The organism is Mycobacterium sp. E183, from assembly GCF_001667735.1.
GTDB lineage: Bacteria > Actinomycetota > Actinomycetes > Mycobacteriales > Mycobacteriaceae > Mycobacterium.
The window spans coordinates 1-16,218 of the sequence record NZ_LZJN01000167.1 but is presented as its reverse complement, the minus strand read 5'-3'; the positions used below and the strand labels follow the sequence as shown (position 1 = coordinate 16,218).

17 protein-coding genes and 1 pseudogene are annotated in these 16,218 nt (G+C 68.4%); 10 read left to right on the top strand and 8 right to left on the bottom strand.

Translation table 11 applies throughout. The features are described 5' to 3' along the window. Positions 1 to 103 precede the first annotated feature (103 nt). A complete protein-coding gene (locus tag A5691_RS19820; RefSeq protein WP_067782960.1) occupies positions 104 to 952 on the top strand; it encodes an NAD(P)-dependent oxidoreductase in 849 nt (282 codons plus the stop codon). Between the two features lie 15 nt (positions 953 to 967). Continuing rightward, on the top strand, positions 968 to 1,453 hold the full coding sequence (locus A5691_RS19815) for an aminoacyl-tRNA deacylase (protein ID WP_067782963.1): 486 nt from the start codon (positions 968 to 970) through the stop codon (positions 1,451 to 1,453). Here A5691_RS19815 and A5691_RS19810 read toward each other — a convergent pair. The 3 genes from A5691_RS19810 to A5691_RS19800 are packed head-to-tail and all read right to left on the bottom strand — an operon-like array spanning position 1,450 to position 5,513. After that, positions 1,450 to 2,277, bottom strand: coding sequence for an alpha/beta fold hydrolase (locus A5691_RS19810; RefSeq protein WP_067782985.1), 828 nt, complete (start codon positions 2,275 to 2,277; stop codon positions 1,450 to 1,452). The genes A5691_RS19815 and A5691_RS19810 overlap by 4 nt on opposite strands. Before the next feature lie 30 nt (positions 2,278 to 2,307). Next, complete coding sequence (locus tag A5691_RS19805) at positions 2,308 to 3,999, bottom strand: alpha/beta hydrolase (protein ID WP_067757255.1); 1,692 nt, start codon at positions 3,997 to 3,999, stop codon at positions 2,308 to 2,310. Positions 4,000 to 4,001: 2 nt separating this feature from the next. Beyond that, on the bottom strand, positions 4,002 to 5,513 hold the full coding sequence (locus A5691_RS19800) for a long-chain fatty acid--CoA ligase (RefSeq protein WP_067782988.1): 1,512 nt from the start codon (positions 5,511 to 5,513) through the stop codon (positions 4,002 to 4,004). A gap of 143 nt (positions 5,514 to 5,656) precedes the next feature. On the opposite strand from A5691_RS19800, the gene A5691_RS19795 reads away from it, so the two are divergent. Then, positions 5,657 to 6,850, top strand: coding sequence for a CdaR family transcriptional regulator (locus A5691_RS19795; protein ID WP_067757252.1), 1,194 nt, complete (start codon positions 5,657 to 5,659; stop codon positions 6,848 to 6,850). Between the two features lie 120 nt (positions 6,851 to 6,970). Here A5691_RS19795 and A5691_RS19790 read toward each other — a convergent pair whose 3' ends face one another. Next, positions 6,971 to 7,573, bottom strand: coding sequence for an HdeD family acid-resistance protein (locus A5691_RS19790; protein WP_067757344.1), 603 nt, complete (start codon positions 7,571 to 7,573; stop codon positions 6,971 to 6,973). Positions 7,574 to 7,708: 135 nt separating this feature from the next. On the opposite strand from A5691_RS19790, the gene A5691_RS19785 reads away from it, so the two are divergent. Further along, positions 7,709 to 7,963, top strand: a complete 255-nt coding sequence (locus tag A5691_RS19785; protein ID WP_067782966.1) for a hypothetical protein — start codon at positions 7,709 to 7,711, stop codon at positions 7,961 to 7,963. A gap of 24 nt (positions 7,964 to 7,987) precedes the next feature. On the opposite strand, the gene A5691_RS19780 is transcribed toward A5691_RS19785, so the two are convergent. Both A5691_RS19780 and A5691_RS19775 read right to left on the bottom strand, forming a co-directional pair. Continuing rightward, a complete protein-coding gene (locus tag A5691_RS19780; RefSeq protein ID WP_068015562.1) occupies positions 7,988 to 8,854 on the bottom strand; it encodes a 3-hydroxyacyl-CoA dehydrogenase family protein in 867 nt (288 codons plus the stop codon). A 110-nt stretch (positions 8,855 to 8,964) separates the two neighbouring features. Further along, positions 8,965 to 9,729 (bottom strand): SOS response-associated peptidase, encoded by a 765-nt coding sequence (locus A5691_RS19775; RefSeq protein WP_067757244.1) that lies wholly within the window; start codon positions 9,727 to 9,729, stop codon positions 8,965 to 8,967. Positions 9,730 to 9,773: 44 nt separating this feature from the next. Between A5691_RS19775 and aroA the strand changes: the two genes are divergently transcribed. Continuing rightward, positions 9,774 to 11,057 (top strand): 3-phosphoshikimate 1-carboxyvinyltransferase, encoded by a 1,284-nt coding sequence (gene aroA, locus A5691_RS19770; RefSeq protein ID WP_156675541.1) that lies wholly within the window; start codon positions 9,774 to 9,776, stop codon positions 11,055 to 11,057. Continuing rightward, complete coding sequence (rsgA, locus tag A5691_RS19765; RefSeq protein WP_067782974.1) at positions 11,054 to 12,046, top strand: ribosome small subunit-dependent GTPase A; 993 nt, start codon at positions 11,054 to 11,056, stop codon at positions 12,044 to 12,046. Before aroA ends, rsgA begins: the two co-directional genes overlap by 4 nt. Here rsgA and A5691_RS19760 read toward each other — a convergent pair. Next, entirely contained in the window at positions 12,033 to 12,506 is a 474-nt protein-coding gene (locus tag A5691_RS19760) for a helix-turn-helix domain-containing protein (RefSeq protein WP_067757229.1), read from the bottom strand. The genes rsgA and A5691_RS19760 overlap by 14 nt on opposite strands. A gap of 94 nt (positions 12,507 to 12,600) precedes the next feature. Here A5691_RS19760 and A5691_RS19755 point away from each other — a divergent pair, with 94 nt between their 5' ends. The 4 genes from A5691_RS19755 to A5691_RS19740 all read left to right on the top strand — a co-directional run bounded on the left by A5691_RS19755 (position 12,601) and on the right by A5691_RS19740 (position 15,950). Next, the gene (locus tag A5691_RS19755; protein ID WP_067782976.1) at positions 12,601 to 13,776 is read left to right on the top strand and encodes a thiolase family protein; all 1,176 of its coding nucleotides are present in this window, start codon (positions 12,601 to 12,603) and stop codon (positions 13,774 to 13,776) included. A 5-nt stretch (positions 13,777 to 13,781) separates the two neighbouring features. Beyond that, complete coding sequence (locus tag A5691_RS19750; protein WP_067782979.1) at positions 13,782 to 14,858, top strand: NmrA family NAD(P)-binding protein; 1,077 nt, start codon at positions 13,782 to 13,784, stop codon at positions 14,856 to 14,858. Beyond that, complete coding sequence (locus A5691_RS19745; RefSeq protein WP_067888224.1) at positions 14,855 to 15,343, top strand: DUF302 domain-containing protein; 489 nt, start codon at positions 14,855 to 14,857, stop codon at positions 15,341 to 15,343. The genes A5691_RS19750 and A5691_RS19745 overlap by 4 nt, the downstream gene beginning before the upstream one ends. Positions 15,344 to 15,449: 106 nt before the next feature. Continuing rightward, positions 15,450 to 15,950: a nitroreductase/quinone reductase family protein gene (locus A5691_RS19740; protein WP_067757217.1), complete on the top strand. Its 501-nt coding sequence runs from the start codon at positions 15,450 to 15,452 to the stop codon at positions 15,948 to 15,950. Between the two features lie 28 nt (positions 15,951 to 15,978). Here the strand turns inward: A5691_RS19740 and A5691_RS28120 are convergent. Beyond that, positions 15,979 to 16,218: pseudogene (locus tag A5691_RS28120) on the bottom strand (hypothetical protein); the annotation flags it as partial.

The window sequence follows — 16,218 nt, the reverse complement described above, 5'->3', positions numbered from 1 at the left end:
CCGATTGAGTCAACAGCGGGGGCCGACGTGCTATTTCCCGGCGGAGTCCGTCGCCGCCCGTCCCCCGGTCCGGGCGGGAGCGGCAGGACGTTAATGTGACGCCATGTCCCTGAACGGCAAGACCATGTTCATCTCCGGCGCCAGCCGCGGTATCGGCCTGGCGATCGCCAAGCGCGCCGCCCAAGACGGCGCCAACATCGCCCTGATCGCCAAGACCGCCGAGCCCCACCCCAAGCTGCCGGGCACGGTGTACACCGCCGCCAAGGAGCTGGAGGAGGCGGGTGGGCAGGCCCTGCCGATCGTGGGGGACGTCCGGGACCCGGAGTCCGTGGAGGCCGCGGTGGCCAAGGCCGTCGAGCAGTTCGGCGGCATCGACATCTGCGTCAACAACGCGTCGGCGATCAACCTGGGGTCCATCACCGAGGTGCCGATGAAGCGGTTCGACCTGATGAACGGCATCCAGGTGCGCGGCACGTACGCGGTGTCGCAGGCCTGCATCCCGCACCTGAAGAAGGGGGACAACCCGCACATCCTGACGCTGTCTCCGCCCGTGCTGCTCGGCAAGGAGTGGCTGAAGCCGACCGCGTACATGATGGCCAAGTTCGGCATGACGCTGTGCGCGCTGGGCATCGCCGAGGAGATGCGCGAGGCGGGCATCGCGTCGAACACGCTGTGGCCGCGCACGCTGGTGGCCACCGCCGCGGTGCAGAACCTGCTCGGGGGTGACGAGGCGATGGGCCGCGCCCGCAAGCCGGAGGTGTACTCCGACGCCGCGTACGTGATCCTCAACAAGCCCGCCCGCGAGTACACCGGCAACACCCTGCTGTGTGAGGACGTGCTGCTGGAGTCCGGCGTCACCGACCTGTCGGTCTACAACTGCGTGCCGGGCGGGCAGCTCGGTGTCGACTTCTGGGTCGACGGCGTGAACCCGCCGGGGTACTCGGGCCCCTAGCCGGGCCGGGCCCTGATGCCTCGCGCCGCCACGCCCGCGCTCGCCGCGCTGGTGAAAGCCGGTGTGCCGCATGAGGTTGTCACGTTCGACCACGATCCGCGCGAGCGCTCGTTCGGCGCCGAGGCGGTCCACGCGCTGACCGAGCGCGGCATCGCACCCGAACAGGTCTTCAAGACCCTCGTCATCGCGGTGCCCGGCGCGCTGGCCGTCGCGATACTGCCTGTGCCGGAGCGGCTTTCGCTGAAGGCGAGCGCCGCGGCGCTGGGGGTGGCCAAAGCGGTCATGGCCGAGTCCGCCGCCGCCGAGCGGGCCACCGGCTACCTGGTGGGCGCCGTGTCGCCGTTCGGGCAGCGCAAGACCCTGCCGACGGTCGTGGACGCGGGCGCGCTGGACTTCGAGCGGGTGTACTGCAGCGCGGGCAGGCGAGGCTGGGACGTCGGCGTTTCGCCACAGGACCTGATCCGGTTGACGAATGCGGTCACCGCGGACATCCGCGGCTAGGCCCGTTCGCCCGCCTCGCTCAGAAAACCCTCGATCACGGGGGCGAGCTCGGTCGCGTTGTGCACGATGTCGATGTGACCGCCCGAATGCAGGTGGAGAACCGCATGGGGCAGCAACCGGTGCAGGAGGTGGGCGTTGGCCACCGGGATGATCGGGTCGTCGGTGCCCGAGACGATCAGCGTCTCCTGCCGCACCGCGGGCAGCGCGAACAGGCTCGTCCAGACCGACCCGGCGAGCAGTTGATGCAGGTAGCCCATCTTCGAGCCGGCGTGTAACTGCCGCACGAACAGCTTCGCCACGTCTTCGCCGTGGGCGCGGACGGTGCCGCCGTAGAGGTCACCGGCGATCGAAGCGGCGTAGTTGGGATCCGAGAACCGGCGCGGGGTGGCCATTTTCGCCAGCACGAAGGGGCTGGCCGGCACCATGAGGATGCCGGTGCCCGTCGCCACCAATACCATGCGCCTGCATCGGCGTGGATTCTGGAACGCGAACTGCTGCGCCAGCGCCCCGCCCCAGGACAGCCCGAAGATGTCGACGACCCCGATGCCGAGTTTGGACAACACCCGGCCCAACACCCAGGCCAGATAGGGAAACCCGTAGGGCAGGGGCGAGGTCGGCGACCCCCCGGTACCCGGCACATCGAACCTCACGACCGTCATCGGCAGCTGCTCGACCAGCGGGTCGAGCACCTCCAGGCTGGCGCCGATGCCGTTGCAGAGCACGAGCGGCACTCCGGTTCCCCGACGGATGTTGACCCGGATCCGCTGCCCGCCGGCGCTAACGTAACGCTCGTGGCCCACCGTGCTCGGCTGGACCACCCGCAGGCGCCGCTGTTGTTGTGGGCTGCGCCTCACTCACTTCTCCATCACATAGCCGCCGGGAGCGGGTCCGAGCGGCGGGAGTCCCTCGCCGCCAAGGGCTTTCGGGGCATCGACCTCCGGCCCGCTGCGCTCGGCGAGCCACTCCACGTAGTCCGGCCACCAGGAGTCCTTGGACTGCTGCGACGACTGCAGCCACTCTTGCGGATCCTCCGCCTCGACCGGTCCGGTCCGGTACGAAGCCTTCGGGTTGCCCGGCGGGTTGACCAGAGCCGCGATGTGGCCGCTGGTGGACAGCACGTACCGGTTGTCCTTGCTGCCGAGCAGCCGTGCGCTGCGGTACGTGGCCTGCCACGGCGAGATGTGGTCGGCGACGCCGCCGACGACGTAGGCGTCGGCGGTGACCTTCGACAGGTCCACCGGGGTGCCGAGCATCTCGACCCCGCCGGGGGTGACGAGGGCGTTGCGCACGGCCATCAGCACCATGTCGCGGTGCAGCGCGGCCGTCATCCGGGTGGTGTCGGCGTTCCAGAACAGCACGTCGAACGGCGCCGGCTTGCGTCCCTGGACGTAGTTGTTCACCCAGTACCGCCACACCAGGTCGGTGGGCCGCAGCCAGGCGAACATCTCGGCCATGTCCCGACCGTCCAGGTAGCCCTTTCGGGCCGAGACCCGGATCGCCGCCTGGGCCGCGCGATCGCTCATCACCGCGGCAGCCAGGCCCGCCCGGTTCTCGTCCAGCACGGTGACGGACAGGTTGAGGCCGGCCACCCGGTCACCGCGGCCGATCTCGGCCAGGTGGGCCGCCGTCATCGCGGCCAGGATTCCGCCCGAGCAGGTGGCTAGCAGGTGGGTGCGGTCGGTCCCGCTGATCTTCTCCACCGCGTCCATCGCCTCGATGATCGCCGCGCCGTACGCGTCGAAGCCCCAATCCCGATGGCGCTTCTGCGGATTGCGCCAGGAGACGACGAACACCTGCTGCCCCTGGGCGACGAAGTACTCGATCATGCTGCGGCCGGGCGCGATGTCCATGATGTAGTACTTGTTGATCACCGGCGGCACCAACAGCAGCGGGACCTCACGGACCTTCGCGGTCTGCGGCGCGTATTGGATCAGTTCGAACATGGACGTGCGCAGCACGACCGCTCCCTTGGTGAGGGCCAAGGTCTCGCCCACCGCGTAGGCGTCGGGCTCGACCATCGCGGGCACCCGGGGCTTCGAAAGCATGTCCCGCGCAAACGCTTTCAGGCCCCGCACCGCGCTCAGGCCGCCGGTGTCGATCATCGCCTTCCAGCCGAGCGGGCTGATCAGCGGGTTGTTACTGGGGGCCAGACCCTCGACCAGATTGTCGACGACGAACCGCATCCTCTCCTGGTCGCGCCAGTCCAGCCCGGCGTCGGCGAGCAGCCCCTCGGCGGTCTCCGCGCCGGCGAGATAGGCCTGCATGATCCGGTGCAGCACCGGGTTCTGCTCCCAGGCCGGGTCGGCGAATCGCTTGTCGGCGCGCGCCGGCACCCGGTGTGAGTTGCCGGCCGCGACGGCGCCGAGCTCGCGGGTGAGAGCCCCGATCCGGCCGGCCACCGCGCCGGGCTGCTTGGCGAGGCCGACGGCGAATCGGGTCCAGGTGTCGTCGGGCATCATCCGGCCGGCGAACGGCTTGGTGGCGCTCGTCAAGAGCAGGTCGAGGGGTGCGGCGAGCTCTTCGGCTCTGGCGGTTTGGGTGACCATGGTTATCGCATGCTTTCTACTGCGGGGATGTTGATGTCGCGCTTCTGGACCTTGCCGGTGGGCCCCTTGGGCAGCGCGTCGACGAGCCACACCAAACGCGGGTACTTGTAGGCGGCCACGCGCCGCTTCACGTATTCGCGCAGTTCCTCCGGCGCCGCGGAAGCGCCCTCCTTGAGCGCGACGGCGGCGCCGACCTCCTCACCGAGGGAGTCGTGCGGAATACCGACGACGGCGGCTTCGGCCACCGCCGGATGCTCATAGAGCACTTCCTCGACCTCGCGGGGATAGACGTTGTACCCGCCGCGGATGATCAAGTCCTTTGTGCGGTCGACGATGTAGAAGTAGCCGTCCTCGTCGACGCGGCCGACGTCGCCAGTGTTCAGCCACCCGTCGGGTGTGATGGTGGCCCGCGTCGCCTCCGGCAGGTTCCAGTAGCCCTTCATCACGTTATGGCCGCGGATCTGAATCTCTCCGGTCTGGCCCCGCGGGACCTCGGCGCCACCGAAGTCGACGACCCGCATCTCGACACCCTCGATCGGGGTGCCGATCGAGCCCGCCTTGCGGGGGCGATCGGGATGATTGAACGCCGCGACCGCCGTGCTCTCGGAAAGCCCGTACCCCTCCAAAACGGTGCACTGGAACGTCTTTTCAAAGTCGGCGAGGACCTGGACGGGCAGTGCGGCGCCGCCGGAGGCGCAGGTCCGCAAGCTCCGCGTCGCGCCCGTCGAGGCCTGATCGGCCACGCCGAGCAACGCCGAGTACATGGTCGGCACCCCCTCGAAGATCGTGACGGTGTCACGCTCGATCACCTGGAGCGCCTTGAGCGGGTCGAACCGAGGGATGAGTGTCAGCATCGCGCCCGCAAGAACGGAAACGTTGAGCCCGCAGGTGAGTCCGAAAACATGGAAGAGGGGCAAGCAGCCCATCACCACATCGGCCGGCCCCGCCCCGAGCAGGGTGCGAACGCCGACCTCGGCGATGCGCCGGAGGCTCCCATGAGTAAGCATGGCGCCCTTCGGTTTTCCGGTGGTCCCGGAGGTGTGCAAGATGACCGCGACATCGTCGTCGCTGCGCTGTATCGCGGTGGTCTGCTCCGGCAGGTCCGCGACGAGCTTCATCAGGTCCGCGTCATCGACGAGCCAGCATCGCGCCCCGCCACGGGCCGCCGCCGGGATGACCTCGTCGGCGAAAGCCGGCGTCGCAAAGAGCGCCGTGGCGCCGCTGTTCGAGAGGTAGTAGGCGATCTCCCGCTCTTTCAGCAGCGGGTTCATCGGGACCGCGACGGCGCCCCGATACATGATGCCGTAGAACGCGACCGCGAAGGCCGGTGTGTTGGGCAGCATCACACCGACCCGGTCGCCGGGCCGGATCCCCGCCCGTTCCAGCAGCGTCGCCACCCGCGCCGCGGCGGCGTCGAGTTCGGCGAAGGTGAATGTCAGGTCGTCGCAACGCAGCGCGATGCGTTCGGGGTGACGGTCCTTCGACGCGATCAGGTGGGCGCTCAGTGCCGCCATGGTGTGCCTCCGGGACGAGTTCTTCGGGCGTGCTTCCAGCGTCATCCCGGCAACCTCCGATCACAATGTTCGCCGAAACAACACCGCGCCCGGTTGACTGTGACCGGTCACATTCGCCGGCGGTCAGGAATAAGGTTCGCGTTATGGGCGGCGTGGCGGTTGACCCGCATGTGGTGGAGCTCAGCAAGCTCATGCTGGCGCGCGCGCCCGCGCTGGGCAGGGCCATGGCCGACGTGCTTTGCCGGGACATCGACGCCTACCGCGACGACACCGTCGTCACGAAGGGTCAGGTGGCCGAGAGTTGCGTGGCGAACGTGGCTTTCATCTTTCATTCGCTCACCGGCGAGGACGATGTCGACGTCTCGCCCGCCGAGCGCACCGGCACCGAGCGGGCGACCGCCGGGGTGCCGCTGCCGGCGGTCATGACCGCCTACCGCATCGGTTTCCGGTTCATGTGGGAGGAGACCCTGGCCGTCGCCCGCGCCGCGGCGATACCGACCGACGCCATCCTGGATGCCACCGCACGCATCTTCTTCGCGCAGGAGACTTTCACCCAGGCGATGGCCACGGCCTACCGCCAGCAGCTCACCACACAGCTCCTCGAGCGTGAAGAAGAGCGGTCGGCTTTGGTCGAGGCGCTGCTGTCGCAGCGGATGACTGACAAGCAGAGCCTTTGGGAGGCAGCGGATTTACTGCGGTTACCGGCGTCTGGGCCCTACGTCGTGGTGGCCGCGAAGCTGCCGGCCGTTGGGCGTTTGGGCCTCCCGGCGATCGAGAACAAGCTGTCCGCCCGCGACATCCGTTCGGCGTGGCGGCTCTCCCCGGACCTCCAGGTCGGGATCGTTGCGCTCAAAGGCCCGCGGGTTTCCGCCCCTTTGAGAATCTTGGTCGAGGTGCTCGGTCAGGCCGCGACTGCGCGGGTCGGCATCAGTCCGCCGTTTCGGAGCCTGACCGACACCGGCGACGCCTTGCGGTTAGCCCGGGCGGCGGCCGGCAGTAAGCAATCAGGGGACTCGCTCGTGTCGGTGTTCGATGACACTCCACTCGCGTTGGCGGCCGTCAGCGCACCCGAGGTGATGGGCAAGATCAAGTCCCTGCTGTTGCAGCGGCTTAACGAGTTGGCCGCGGATGAGCGCTCGATCCTGCTCAACACATTTCAGGCCTGGCTCGACGCGGACGGTTCCGCGAACGACGCCGCGGCGAAGATCTTCTGTCATCCCAATACGGTGCGGCACCGGCTGCGCCGCATCGAAGAGCTGACGGGCCGCTCTGTGTCGCGACCGCGGGATCTCGCCGAGCTGTGCCTGGCGTTCGAGGCCGAGCGGCGGCTGCCCTGACGGGCACCGCCGTCGCCGAGATTGCCGTGGGGGTCGTGGTTTGCCCGTGGAGCACAACCGCCGCCGCAATCTCGGCGCCGAAAGTCGGTCCGCCCTGACTAGATGGCCCGGGTGCCCCGCCTAGGCGGCGGGCCGGGCCAGTGTGTCCACAACGTGCTTGGCGCGGTTGCGAACCTGGATGGCGTTGATGATGTCGACGATGCCGATGGCGATCAACCAGCAACCCGCGACGAGGGTCAGGATCGCGATCGAATCCAACGGCGAGACGATCAGCACGGCCCCGCCGACCACGATGATCAAGCCGGAGAGCACCTGCCAGCCGCGGCCGGGCATGTGGTCGAACGACAGCGCCGCGGCCAGGATGGTCATCCCGCGGAACAGCCAGCTGACGCCGATCCAGATCGCCAGCAGCGTGACGGCCTCGAATTTGTCGCGAAAACAGAAGAACCCCAGCACGATTGACACGACGCCGGTGAGGAACGTGAGCACCCGCATAGCGGCGCCCACGTCTGTGCCAAAGGCCGTGAACACGTAGCCGATGCCGGAAGCCACCAGGTAGATCCCGAACAGGACACCCGCGACGAAGAGTGTCTTGCCCGGCCAGGCCAGCACGATGACACCGAGTGCCACCGCCAGCACGCCGATGAGCAGAAGCAGCTGCCACGCGCTGCGCGCCAGCTGTTGCAATGGACCTTCAAAAACGGTCCGGTCGGTAGTTGTCATGACCATATGATTTGCCAGTTCCGATGTCGAAGATAAGGGCCCTTTGGCCACAATTCGGCATCACCCACGTGTTGTGCGCGGCGCGCCCATCTGACACCCTTCGCTCATCAGCGGTGCATCACATAGGAGGAGCGCATGGACGCAAAGCGGTCAATCGACCCGAGGGCCATCGTCGCCGCGGGCCTGCTGGCTTTCACCGGGCTGCTGACCGTCGGCGTCGGCGTCGGCAAGGCCGAGACGATCCAAACCGAGGGCAACTATCCGACCCGGGAGGCATGTCAGGACGCCGGGCCGGGGGTCAAGGCCACGACGCCGGGAAACTGGAACAACTTCTGGTGCGTGCCGGACCGTTTGATCGCCGGAAGTTGGCGCCTGGTCTTGAGCAACTGACGGCGACCGGGCCAAGGGCGCGTCCTAGTACGTGTAGAAGCCCTCGCCGGACTTGATGCCGAGCTTGCCGGCGTCGACGTAGGACTGCAGCAACTCACGCACGTGTTCGGGAAGGTGCGGGAACTCCTGGGCATAGTGGTTTTCGATGTCGAGCACGACGTCGAGGCCCACGGCGTCCATCATCTGAAACGGACCGGCCGGCACGCCGAGGTTGACCTTGAACATGCCGTCGACGTCCTCGGGACGGGCCACCCCCTCCGCTACCACCGCCAGCGACTCGCGTTTGATGGCGGCCCAGATGCGATTGAAGATGAAGCCGGTGCATTCCTTGCGCGCCTCGAAGGGATGGACGCCGAACTCCGGCAGGACGGTCAGCAGGGTGTCGAGTAGTCCCCGATCGGTCTGACCGTCGGACATCAGATCCACGCCGATGGAGGCCGGAGGCATATAGAAGTGCATGTTGCACAGCCGCGACTTGTCCTTCACGTACGTTGCCATCAGGCGCGACGGGTACGACGACGAATTGGTGGCGAAGATCGTATCCGCCGGCGCCGCCTGGTCGATCTGGTCCCAGGCGGCGATCTTGACCTCGAGCTTTTCTGGAACCGACTCGACCACCAGCCATGCGCCGTCGAGCGCCTCTTCCAGCGAGCCCGTCGCGACCGCCTGACCGATCTCACCAAAACCACGCTCCTGCAACAACTTTGGCAGGTTCTGCGCGACGAAGTCGACCGCCGAGGCGCGCTGTTCGGCGCGGGGCGCGAAGATCCGCACCGTCCCGCCGCGGCTGGCGAACATCAGCGCGATGCGGCGCCCGAGCGTACCCGCCCCGATCACCGCCACCGGGCGGTCACGGATCTCCTCGAAGGTGTGGGTGTACGAGCCGGTCACCCATGCATGGTAAAGCGCACGTGGACCCCGCGGATCCGTCGCCGAACCACAAAGGTGGCCCGGATGTTGTCTCGCGCGTACAACCGCGAAGCGCCGCCTCGGTGAGCACCCTAAAGCAGGGTCGCCTGCTCGGGCTCCGGGTCGGCCGGCTCGAGTAACTGGGGCCCGTTGTTGCGGACGTTGTTGACCAGGGTCGAGACCTCGCGCATTCGAATGCCGCTCACGTCGGGCGGCCGGGTGAGCAGCTTTTCGTCGATCGGGGCGTCGGGGTCCAGCCAGCGGTCCCACTCCCCTTCCGGCACCACCAGAGGCATCCGGTCATGGATCTCGGCCAGCTCGCCGGGCGCGTCGGTGGTGATGATGGTGCAGCTCAGCAGCGGCGAGCCCGCCTTGGCCGGCTTCCAGACCGACCACAGCCCCGCCATGAACAGCGGCTCGCCGTCCTGGCGGAACATGAAGAAGGGCGTCTTGCGGGACTTCTTGCCGCCGGCCGCGTCGGGGTTGACGCGCCATTCGTAGTAGCCGTCCATCGGGATCAGACAACGCTTCGACTTCGCGCTCGACCGGAACGCGGGCGACGTGGTGACCTTGTCGGCGCGGGCGTTGATCAGCATCGGGCCCTTGGTCTCGGGCGCCCCGTCGGCATCGGCCTTGACCCAGGGCGGGACCAGGCCCCAGCGCATCAGCCGCACCCGGCGGGTGGGCTCGTCATCGGGATCGGTGTGGCGGCTCACGACGGCGGCGATCGTCGACGTCGGCGCCACGTTGTAGTTGGGCGTGCCGGCGCTCTCGGAGGCGCCGGTGGCCTCATCGATCGCCTTGATCTTCTGGGCCAGCAGCGCCGGATCGGTGGTGACCGCGAACCGTCCACACATAAGTCCCATAGTGGCATTGCTCGGTGACACGCCATGATGGACCGGTGAGTATGTGGACGGCCCCCAGCGCGCCGGAACCGGTGCACGCGACCGTGACCGTTCCGGGCTCGAAGTCGCAGACCAATCGGGCGCTGGTGCTGGCCGCGTTGGCCGCCGCCCAGGGGCACGGCGCCCCGACCATCAGCGGGGCGCTGCGCAGCCGGGACACCGATCTGATGATCGGCGCGCTGCGCACCCTCGGCTTGCGCGTCGACGGCACCGGGTCCGAGCTCAGGGTCGGTGGCCGGATCGCCCCGGGGCCCGAGGCAACGGTGGATTGCGGCCTGGCCGGGACGGTGCTGCGGTTCGTCCCGCCGCTGGCGGCGCTGGCCGAGGCGGTGGTCGAGTTCGACGGCGACGAGCAGGCCCGGGCGCGGCCGATCGCGCCGCTGCTCGACGCGCTGCGCGGCCTGGGCGTGCCGATCGAGGGCTCGGGCCTGCCCTTCCGCGTGCACGGCGGCGGGTCGGTGGCCGGCGGGACCGTGGACATCGACGCGTCGGCGTCCTCGCAGTTCGTGTCGGGGCTGCTGTTGTGCGCGCCGTCGTTCACCGAGGGCCTGACCGTGCGGCACACCGGGGCGACGCTGCCGTCGGCGCCGCACATCGCCATGACGGTGGTGATGCTGCGCCAGGCCGGGGTTGCGGTCGACGACTCGGTTCGCAACACCTGGCGGGTGCAACCCGGCCCGGTCGCGGCCCGGCATTGGCAGGTCGAACCGGACCTGACCAACGCCGTCCCCTTCCTGGCAGCCGCCGTGGTCAGCGGCGGAACGGTGCGCATCACCGGCTGGCCGGAGGCGAGCGTGCAACCGGCCGAGCACATCCTGGCGGTGCTGGGCAAGCTGAATGCCGTTGTCGACCAAGATGGTTCGTACCTGGAGGTGCGCGGATCGGCCGGCTATGACGGCTTCGACGTCGACCTGCGCGACGTCGGCGAGCTGACCCCGTCGGTGGCGGCGCTGGCCGCGCTGGCGACCCCGGGGTCCGTGTCGCGCCTCTCCGGCATCGGTCACCTGCGGGGCCACGAGACCGACCGCCTCGCCGCGCTGCGCACCGAGATCACCAACCTCGGCGGCGACTGCACCGAGACGCCCGACGGCCTGGTTATCACCGCGACACCGCTGCACCCCGGCGTCTGGCGGGCCTACGCCGACCACCGGATGGCGATGGCGGGCGCGATCATCGGGCTGCGGGTGGCCGGGCTCGTGGTCGACGACATCGGCTCCACCTCCAAGACACTGCCGGAGTTTCCGGAGCTGTGGGCACACATGCTGGGGTCCGATATTTGAGGCCCGGCGATTACGACGAGTCCGACGTCAAGGTCCGCTCCGGCAGGGGTTCGCGACCGCGCACCAAGACTCGTCCCGAGCACGCCGACGCCGAGGCCGCGATGGTGGTCAGCGTCGACCGTGGCCGCTGGGGGTGCGTGCTGGGCGGCGACCCCGAACGCCGGATCACCGCCATGCGGGCGCGGGAACTCGGCCGCACCCCGATCGTGGTCGGCGACGACGTCTACGTGGTGGGCGATCTGTCCGGGCGGCTGGACACCCTGGCCCGCATCGTCCGGCGCGCTGAGCGGCGAACGGTCCTGCGCCGCACCGCCGATGACACCGATCCGACCGAACGGGTGGTGGTGGCCAACGCCGACCAGTTGCTGATCGTGGTGGCGCTGGCCGACCCGCCGCCGCGCACCGGCCTGGTGGACCGGGCGCTGATCGCCGCCTACGCCGGCGGCCTGACGCCCATCCTGTGCCTGACCAAGACCGACCTGGCGCCGCCGGAGCCGTTCGCCGAGCAGTTCGTCGACCTGGACCTCACGGTGGTGGCCGCGGGCCGCGACGACCCGCTACTCGCGGTGGCCGACCTGCTCGGCGGCAAGATCACCGTGCTGCTCGGGCACTCCGGCGTCGGCAAGTCGACCTTGGTGAATCGCCTTGTCCCCGAGGCGGAACGGGCCGTCGGCGAGGTCACCGACATCGGCCGCGGCCGGCACACCTCCACCCAGTCCGTCGCCTTCCCTTTGAGCAAGCCCCTGGCGACCTCCGGCTGGGTGATCGACACCCCGGGCATCCGGTCCTTCGGGCTGGCACACATCCAACCCGACGACGTGCTGATGGCCTTCTCGGATCTCGCCGGGGCGATCGAGGACTGCCCGCGCGGCTGCGGGCACATGGGGCCGCCGGCCGACCCCGAATGCGCCCTGGACGCGTTGTCGGGCCCCGCCGCCCGCCGCGTGGCCGCGGCCCGCCGGCTGCTGGCCGCGCTCAACCAGACTTAGCCAGCCGCACGCCGAGCTCGTCCGGTGGCACCAGATGCCCCTCGGTGCAACGCATTTGGACCTCCGCATCGGCGCCACAGCCGAGGTGGGTCAGGCGAAGCCGGTGGCGGCCCGGCAGGTGGCGCCGGCCCCACTCGAACATCGCCCACACCACCGGCATGAAGTCGATGCCGGCCTCCGTGAGCACGTATTCCTCACGCCGGCGCTGCCCCGGCTCGTGGTAGGGCTGCCGCTTCAGCAGCCCCAGCTCGACCAGTTCGGACAGCCTGGCCGAGGTGGCGGCCTTGGTGATGCCCACCCGGCGGGCGAAGTCGTCGAAGCGCGTGGTGCCGTAGTAGGCCTCGCGCATGATGAGCATCGCGGATTTGGTGCCCACCACCGCCATGGTCTTCTCGATCGCGCACTCGCCGACGGCCGACCAGGTATCGCGGTCGGCGAGCGGCCCCTGTAGCAGTGTCATAAATCACCCTTCCGGCTGGGTTGCTTTTAGTGTACCTAGATGTTTACCTGGGTACAGCTGTCTATACCTAGATCGTCGGACTCAAGGAGGAGCCATGAATCGCGACGCCGTCATCGTCGGAGCCGTCCGCACCCCCATCGGCAAGGGCAAGCCCAGCGGTGCGCTGCACGACGTCTTGCCCGCCGACCTGCTGGCACACAGCCTGCGGGAGCTGGTGGCGCGCACCGGCGTAGACCCGGCGCAGATCGACGACGTCATCGCCGGCGCCGTCGCCCAGGTCGGCGACCAGGCGGTCAACATCGCCCGCAATGCGCTGCTCGGCGCCGGATTCCCCGAGTCGGTTCCCGGGGTCACGATCGACCGGCAGTGCGGCAGCAGCCAGCAGGCCATCAGCTTCGCCGCCCAGGGCGTGCTCTCCGGCGCCTACGACCTCGTCGTCGCCGCCGGCGTGGAGTCGATGGGCCGCGTCCCGATGGGCACCTCGGTGCTGCCGGGCAGCAATCCCTTCGGCGACGACATGACGCGGCGCTATCCCGACGGGCTGGTGCCGCAGGGCATCAGCGCCGAACTGATCGCGGCGCGGTGGGGCTTCTCGCGCACCCAGCTCGACGAGTTCTCCGCGGGCAGCCACGACAAGGCCGCGCGCGCCACCAAGGATGGGCTCTTCGACAACGAGCTGATCCCGATCGCCGGGCTGTCCGCCGACGAATTCATCCGGCCCGGCACGACGGTCGAGACGCTGGCCGGTTTGCGGCCCGCGTTCTACAGCGAGGCGATGAAAGCCCGTTTCCCACAGATCAATTGGGAGATCACCGCCGGCAACTCCTCGCCACTCTCGGACGGCAGCGCCGCCGTGCTGATCACCACCAGCGACGTCGCCAAGAAGCTCGGCCTGCGCCCGCTGGCGCGCATCCACACCACCACCGTCGTGGGCTCGGATCCGCTGTACATGCTGACCGGGGTCATCCCGGCCACCGAAAAGGTGCTCCACCGTGCGGGATTGACGCTGGCTGACATCGACCTGTTCGAGGTCAACGAGGCCTTCGCGCCCGTCGTGCTCGCCTGGGCGCACGACACCGGCGCCGATCTGGCCAAGACGAATGTCAACGGCGGCGCCATCGCGATCGGCCATCCGCTGGGGGCCAGCGGCGCCCGCATCATGACCACGCTCGTCAACGCTTTGGAGCAGCGCGGCGGCCGGTACGGGCTGCAGACGATGTGCGAGGGCGGCGGCATGGCCAACGCCACCATCATCGAGCGGCTGGGCTGACGACGATGTCCCAGAAGATCTTCGTCGTCGGCGGCACCGGCGCCCAGGGCATGCCGATCATTCGTGCCCTGGTCGCCGACGACAAGTATTCCATCCGCTTCCTCAGCCGAGACCCCGGCTCCCGGCGAGCCAAGGAGCTGCTCGCCCTCGACAACGTGTCCGTGTTGGAAGGCTCATTCGCCGACGAGGCGAAGCTGCGGGAAGGGTTCCGCGGTTGTGAAGCGGCATTCGTCAACATCGACGGATTCAACACGGGCGAGAAGACCGAAATGTATTGGGCCATCCGCAGCTACGAGATAGCGATCGAAGAGGGAATCAAGTTCTTCGTGTATGGCAACCTCGACTACGGGCTCAAGAAAGCGGGCTATGACTCGCGATTCCGCACCGGCCATTACGACGGCAAGGGCCGCGTGGGTGAGTGGATCCTGTTCCAGAATCAGGTGAACGCCGATCGGATGGGCGCGGCGGTCTTCACGTCGGGCCCCTACATCGAGATGGTGATTTCGCCCGGCACACCGATGGCCCCCACCATCGAGGATGGCGTGGTGACCTGGCGGGTTCCGCTCGGCGACGGGGCCGTGCCCCATGTGGCCCTCGAAGACTGCGGCTATTACGTCCGCTGGCTTTTCGACCACCCCGAGCGCGCGAATGGCATGGATCTCGAAGTCGCCGTCGACCAGATTCGCTACGCCGACCTCGCCGCGGCGTTCGAGGCGGTCACCGGGCATCCGGCGCGGTACATCGACACCGACCTGGACACCTACTGGCGCGAGGGCCCACTTAGCGGGGCCGCGGATGCGCCCGCCGGTTACAACGCGGACCCCAAGGACAAGAGCACGATGAACATCCGCGACAACTTCACCGGATTCTGGAACTTGTGGAAATACGAGGTGATCAAGCGCGATTACGGCCTGCTCGACGAGATCCACCCGAATCGGATCAAGACTGCCGAGGAGTGGTTCCGCCGCGAAGAGCAGTTGGGACGAGAACTGGGCAAGGGCGGCTTGTGGGACAGGGTGCAACCGGAGAACCGGACCCCGATCCTCAAGATCGGCGAGGACCGAAGGACAGGAAGATTATGACCGAGACGGTTTTCAACGGCGTGCGGGTGCGCCACGACAGCACGAAGAGCTACGACGAACTGCTCGCCGCGTTGCTCGCGGACATCGGCGAGCGAGCCGTCGCGATCAACGACATCGCGGCAACTAGCGACAACTGGGATTCTTACCGGCAGGCCGTCGAACCACACGTCGGCCCCAGCGGATTCATGTTGTTCGGGTTGTTCGACCACGGCGCGTGGATCCCCAAGGCCGGCATCGACCGCAAGGTGATTCGCGTAATCCTCGGCAACCCGTTGATCGCGATCACGATGCTGCGGCACGACCCGACCGCGGGCCTGTTCGCCCCGGTCGAAGTCTTGATCACCGACGAGCCGGCCGGCAGCAGCCTGACCTACGTCAAGCCGTCATCGCTGATGGTCGTCGAACCCAATCCCGAATTACTGAGCGCCGCGGAGCAACTGGACGCCAAGTTGGCTGCGCTGGCCGAAAAGGTGACGAGCGGCTAACGGCACCGGGTTGGGTCGGCGCACGGCTGACCGGTCCGCCTGGCATAGTCGGGCGACGGAAGCCGTCATCCAAAGGCCCTCGCCTCGCTTACGTTAGGAGTCACCGATGAGCGACGCCGACGCCGCATCTATCCGAGCCGCACGCAGCGACTGGATCGCCGAGCACCTCGAGACGTATCTGACCTCCGGCGGCGCGCGCGGCCACATCATGGACGTGAGCGCGGTCGGGGGCAGGGCGATGACCACCCACTGCCTGATCAGGTGTATGGGCCGCAAGTCGGGGAAGAGCTACGTCAGGCCGTTGATCTACGGCAACGTCGGTGGCGAGATCGTGGTCGTCGCGTCCAAGGGCGGTGCCGACACGCACCCGCAGTGGTACTTGAACGTCTTGCAGAGCAACACGATCGGCGTCCAGATCGCGACTCAAGCGTTCGAGGCCACTTGGCGGGAGCCCGAGGCCGAGGAACGCCACCAGGTGTGGGCGTACATGGCGCACCTGTATCCGCCGTACCTCACCTATCAGCAGTCAACCAGCCGTCAGATCCCGCTGGTGATGTTGACGCCCGTGCGGGCGATCGACGTCTTTTCCGCGGAAGACTCCCGGTAGCCGTTGCCGGGCAACCGAACTCGAGAGCTCAGAGCCAGCCGGTGCGGGCCGCGGCGACAGGCTCGGGCGGCGACGGGGCCAACTCCCCGTCGCGCACGCCGTCGAGCATCCGTTTGACCGCCGCGACGATCTCCGGTGCGGACGCGGCCAGGCCGGCCTTGTCGGCTTCGGGGACCTGGTCGGGATCGACCCCCGCCCGGGACCCTGGACCGGGCCCATCACCACCCGAAGTTCGACGGGTGGGAGCCCGGGCGACGGCACTTCGTCC

Bases quoted from the DNA above. Each gene is read 5' to 3' on its own strand.
- A5691_RS19800 (WP_067782988.1), bottom strand. From the start codon at position 5,513: ATGGCGGCACTGAGCGCCCACCTGATCGCGTCGAAGGACCGTCACCCC.
- A5691_RS19760 (WP_067757229.1), bottom strand. From the start codon at position 12,506: ATGACACTGCTACAGGGGCCGCTCGCCGACCGCGATACCTGGTCGGCC.
- A5691_RS19775 (WP_067757244.1), bottom strand. From the start codon at position 9,729: ATGTGTGGACGGTTCGCGGTCACCACCGATCCGGCGCTGCTGGCCCAG.
- A5691_RS19795 (WP_067757252.1), top strand. From the start codon at position 5,657: ATGGGCGGCGTGGCGGTTGACCCGCATGTGGTGGAGCTCAGCAAGCTC.
- A5691_RS19755 (WP_067782976.1), top strand. From the start codon at position 12,601: ATGAATCGCGACGCCGTCATCGTCGGAGCCGTCCGCACCCCCATCGGC.
- A5691_RS19785 (WP_067782966.1), top strand. From the start codon at position 7,709: ATGGACGCAAAGCGGTCAATCGACCCGAGGGCCATCGTCGCCGCGGGC.
- A5691_RS19790 (WP_067757344.1), bottom strand. From the start codon at position 7,573: ATGACAACTACCGACCGGACCGTTTTTGAAGGTCCATTGCAACAGCTG.
- A5691_RS19750 (WP_067782979.1), top strand. From the start codon at position 13,782: ATGTCCCAGAAGATCTTCGTCGTCGGCGGCACCGGCGCCCAGGGCATG.
- A5691_RS19745 (WP_067888224.1), top strand. From the start codon at position 14,855: ATGACCGAGACGGTTTTCAACGGCGTGCGGGTGCGCCACGACAGCACG.
- A5691_RS19805 (WP_067757255.1), bottom strand. From the start codon at position 3,999: ATGGTCACCCAAACCGCCAGAGCCGAAGAGCTCGCCGCACCCCTCGAC.
- A5691_RS19820 (WP_067782960.1), top strand. From the start codon at position 104: ATGTCCCTGAACGGCAAGACCATGTTCATCTCCGGCGCCAGCCGCGGT.
- A5691_RS19740 (WP_067757217.1), top strand. From the start codon at position 15,450: ATGAGCGACGCCGACGCCGCATCTATCCGAGCCGCACGCAGCGACTGG.
- A5691_RS19815 (WP_067782963.1), top strand. From the start codon at position 968: ATGCCTCGCGCCGCCACGCCCGCGCTCGCCGCGCTGGTGAAAGCCGGT.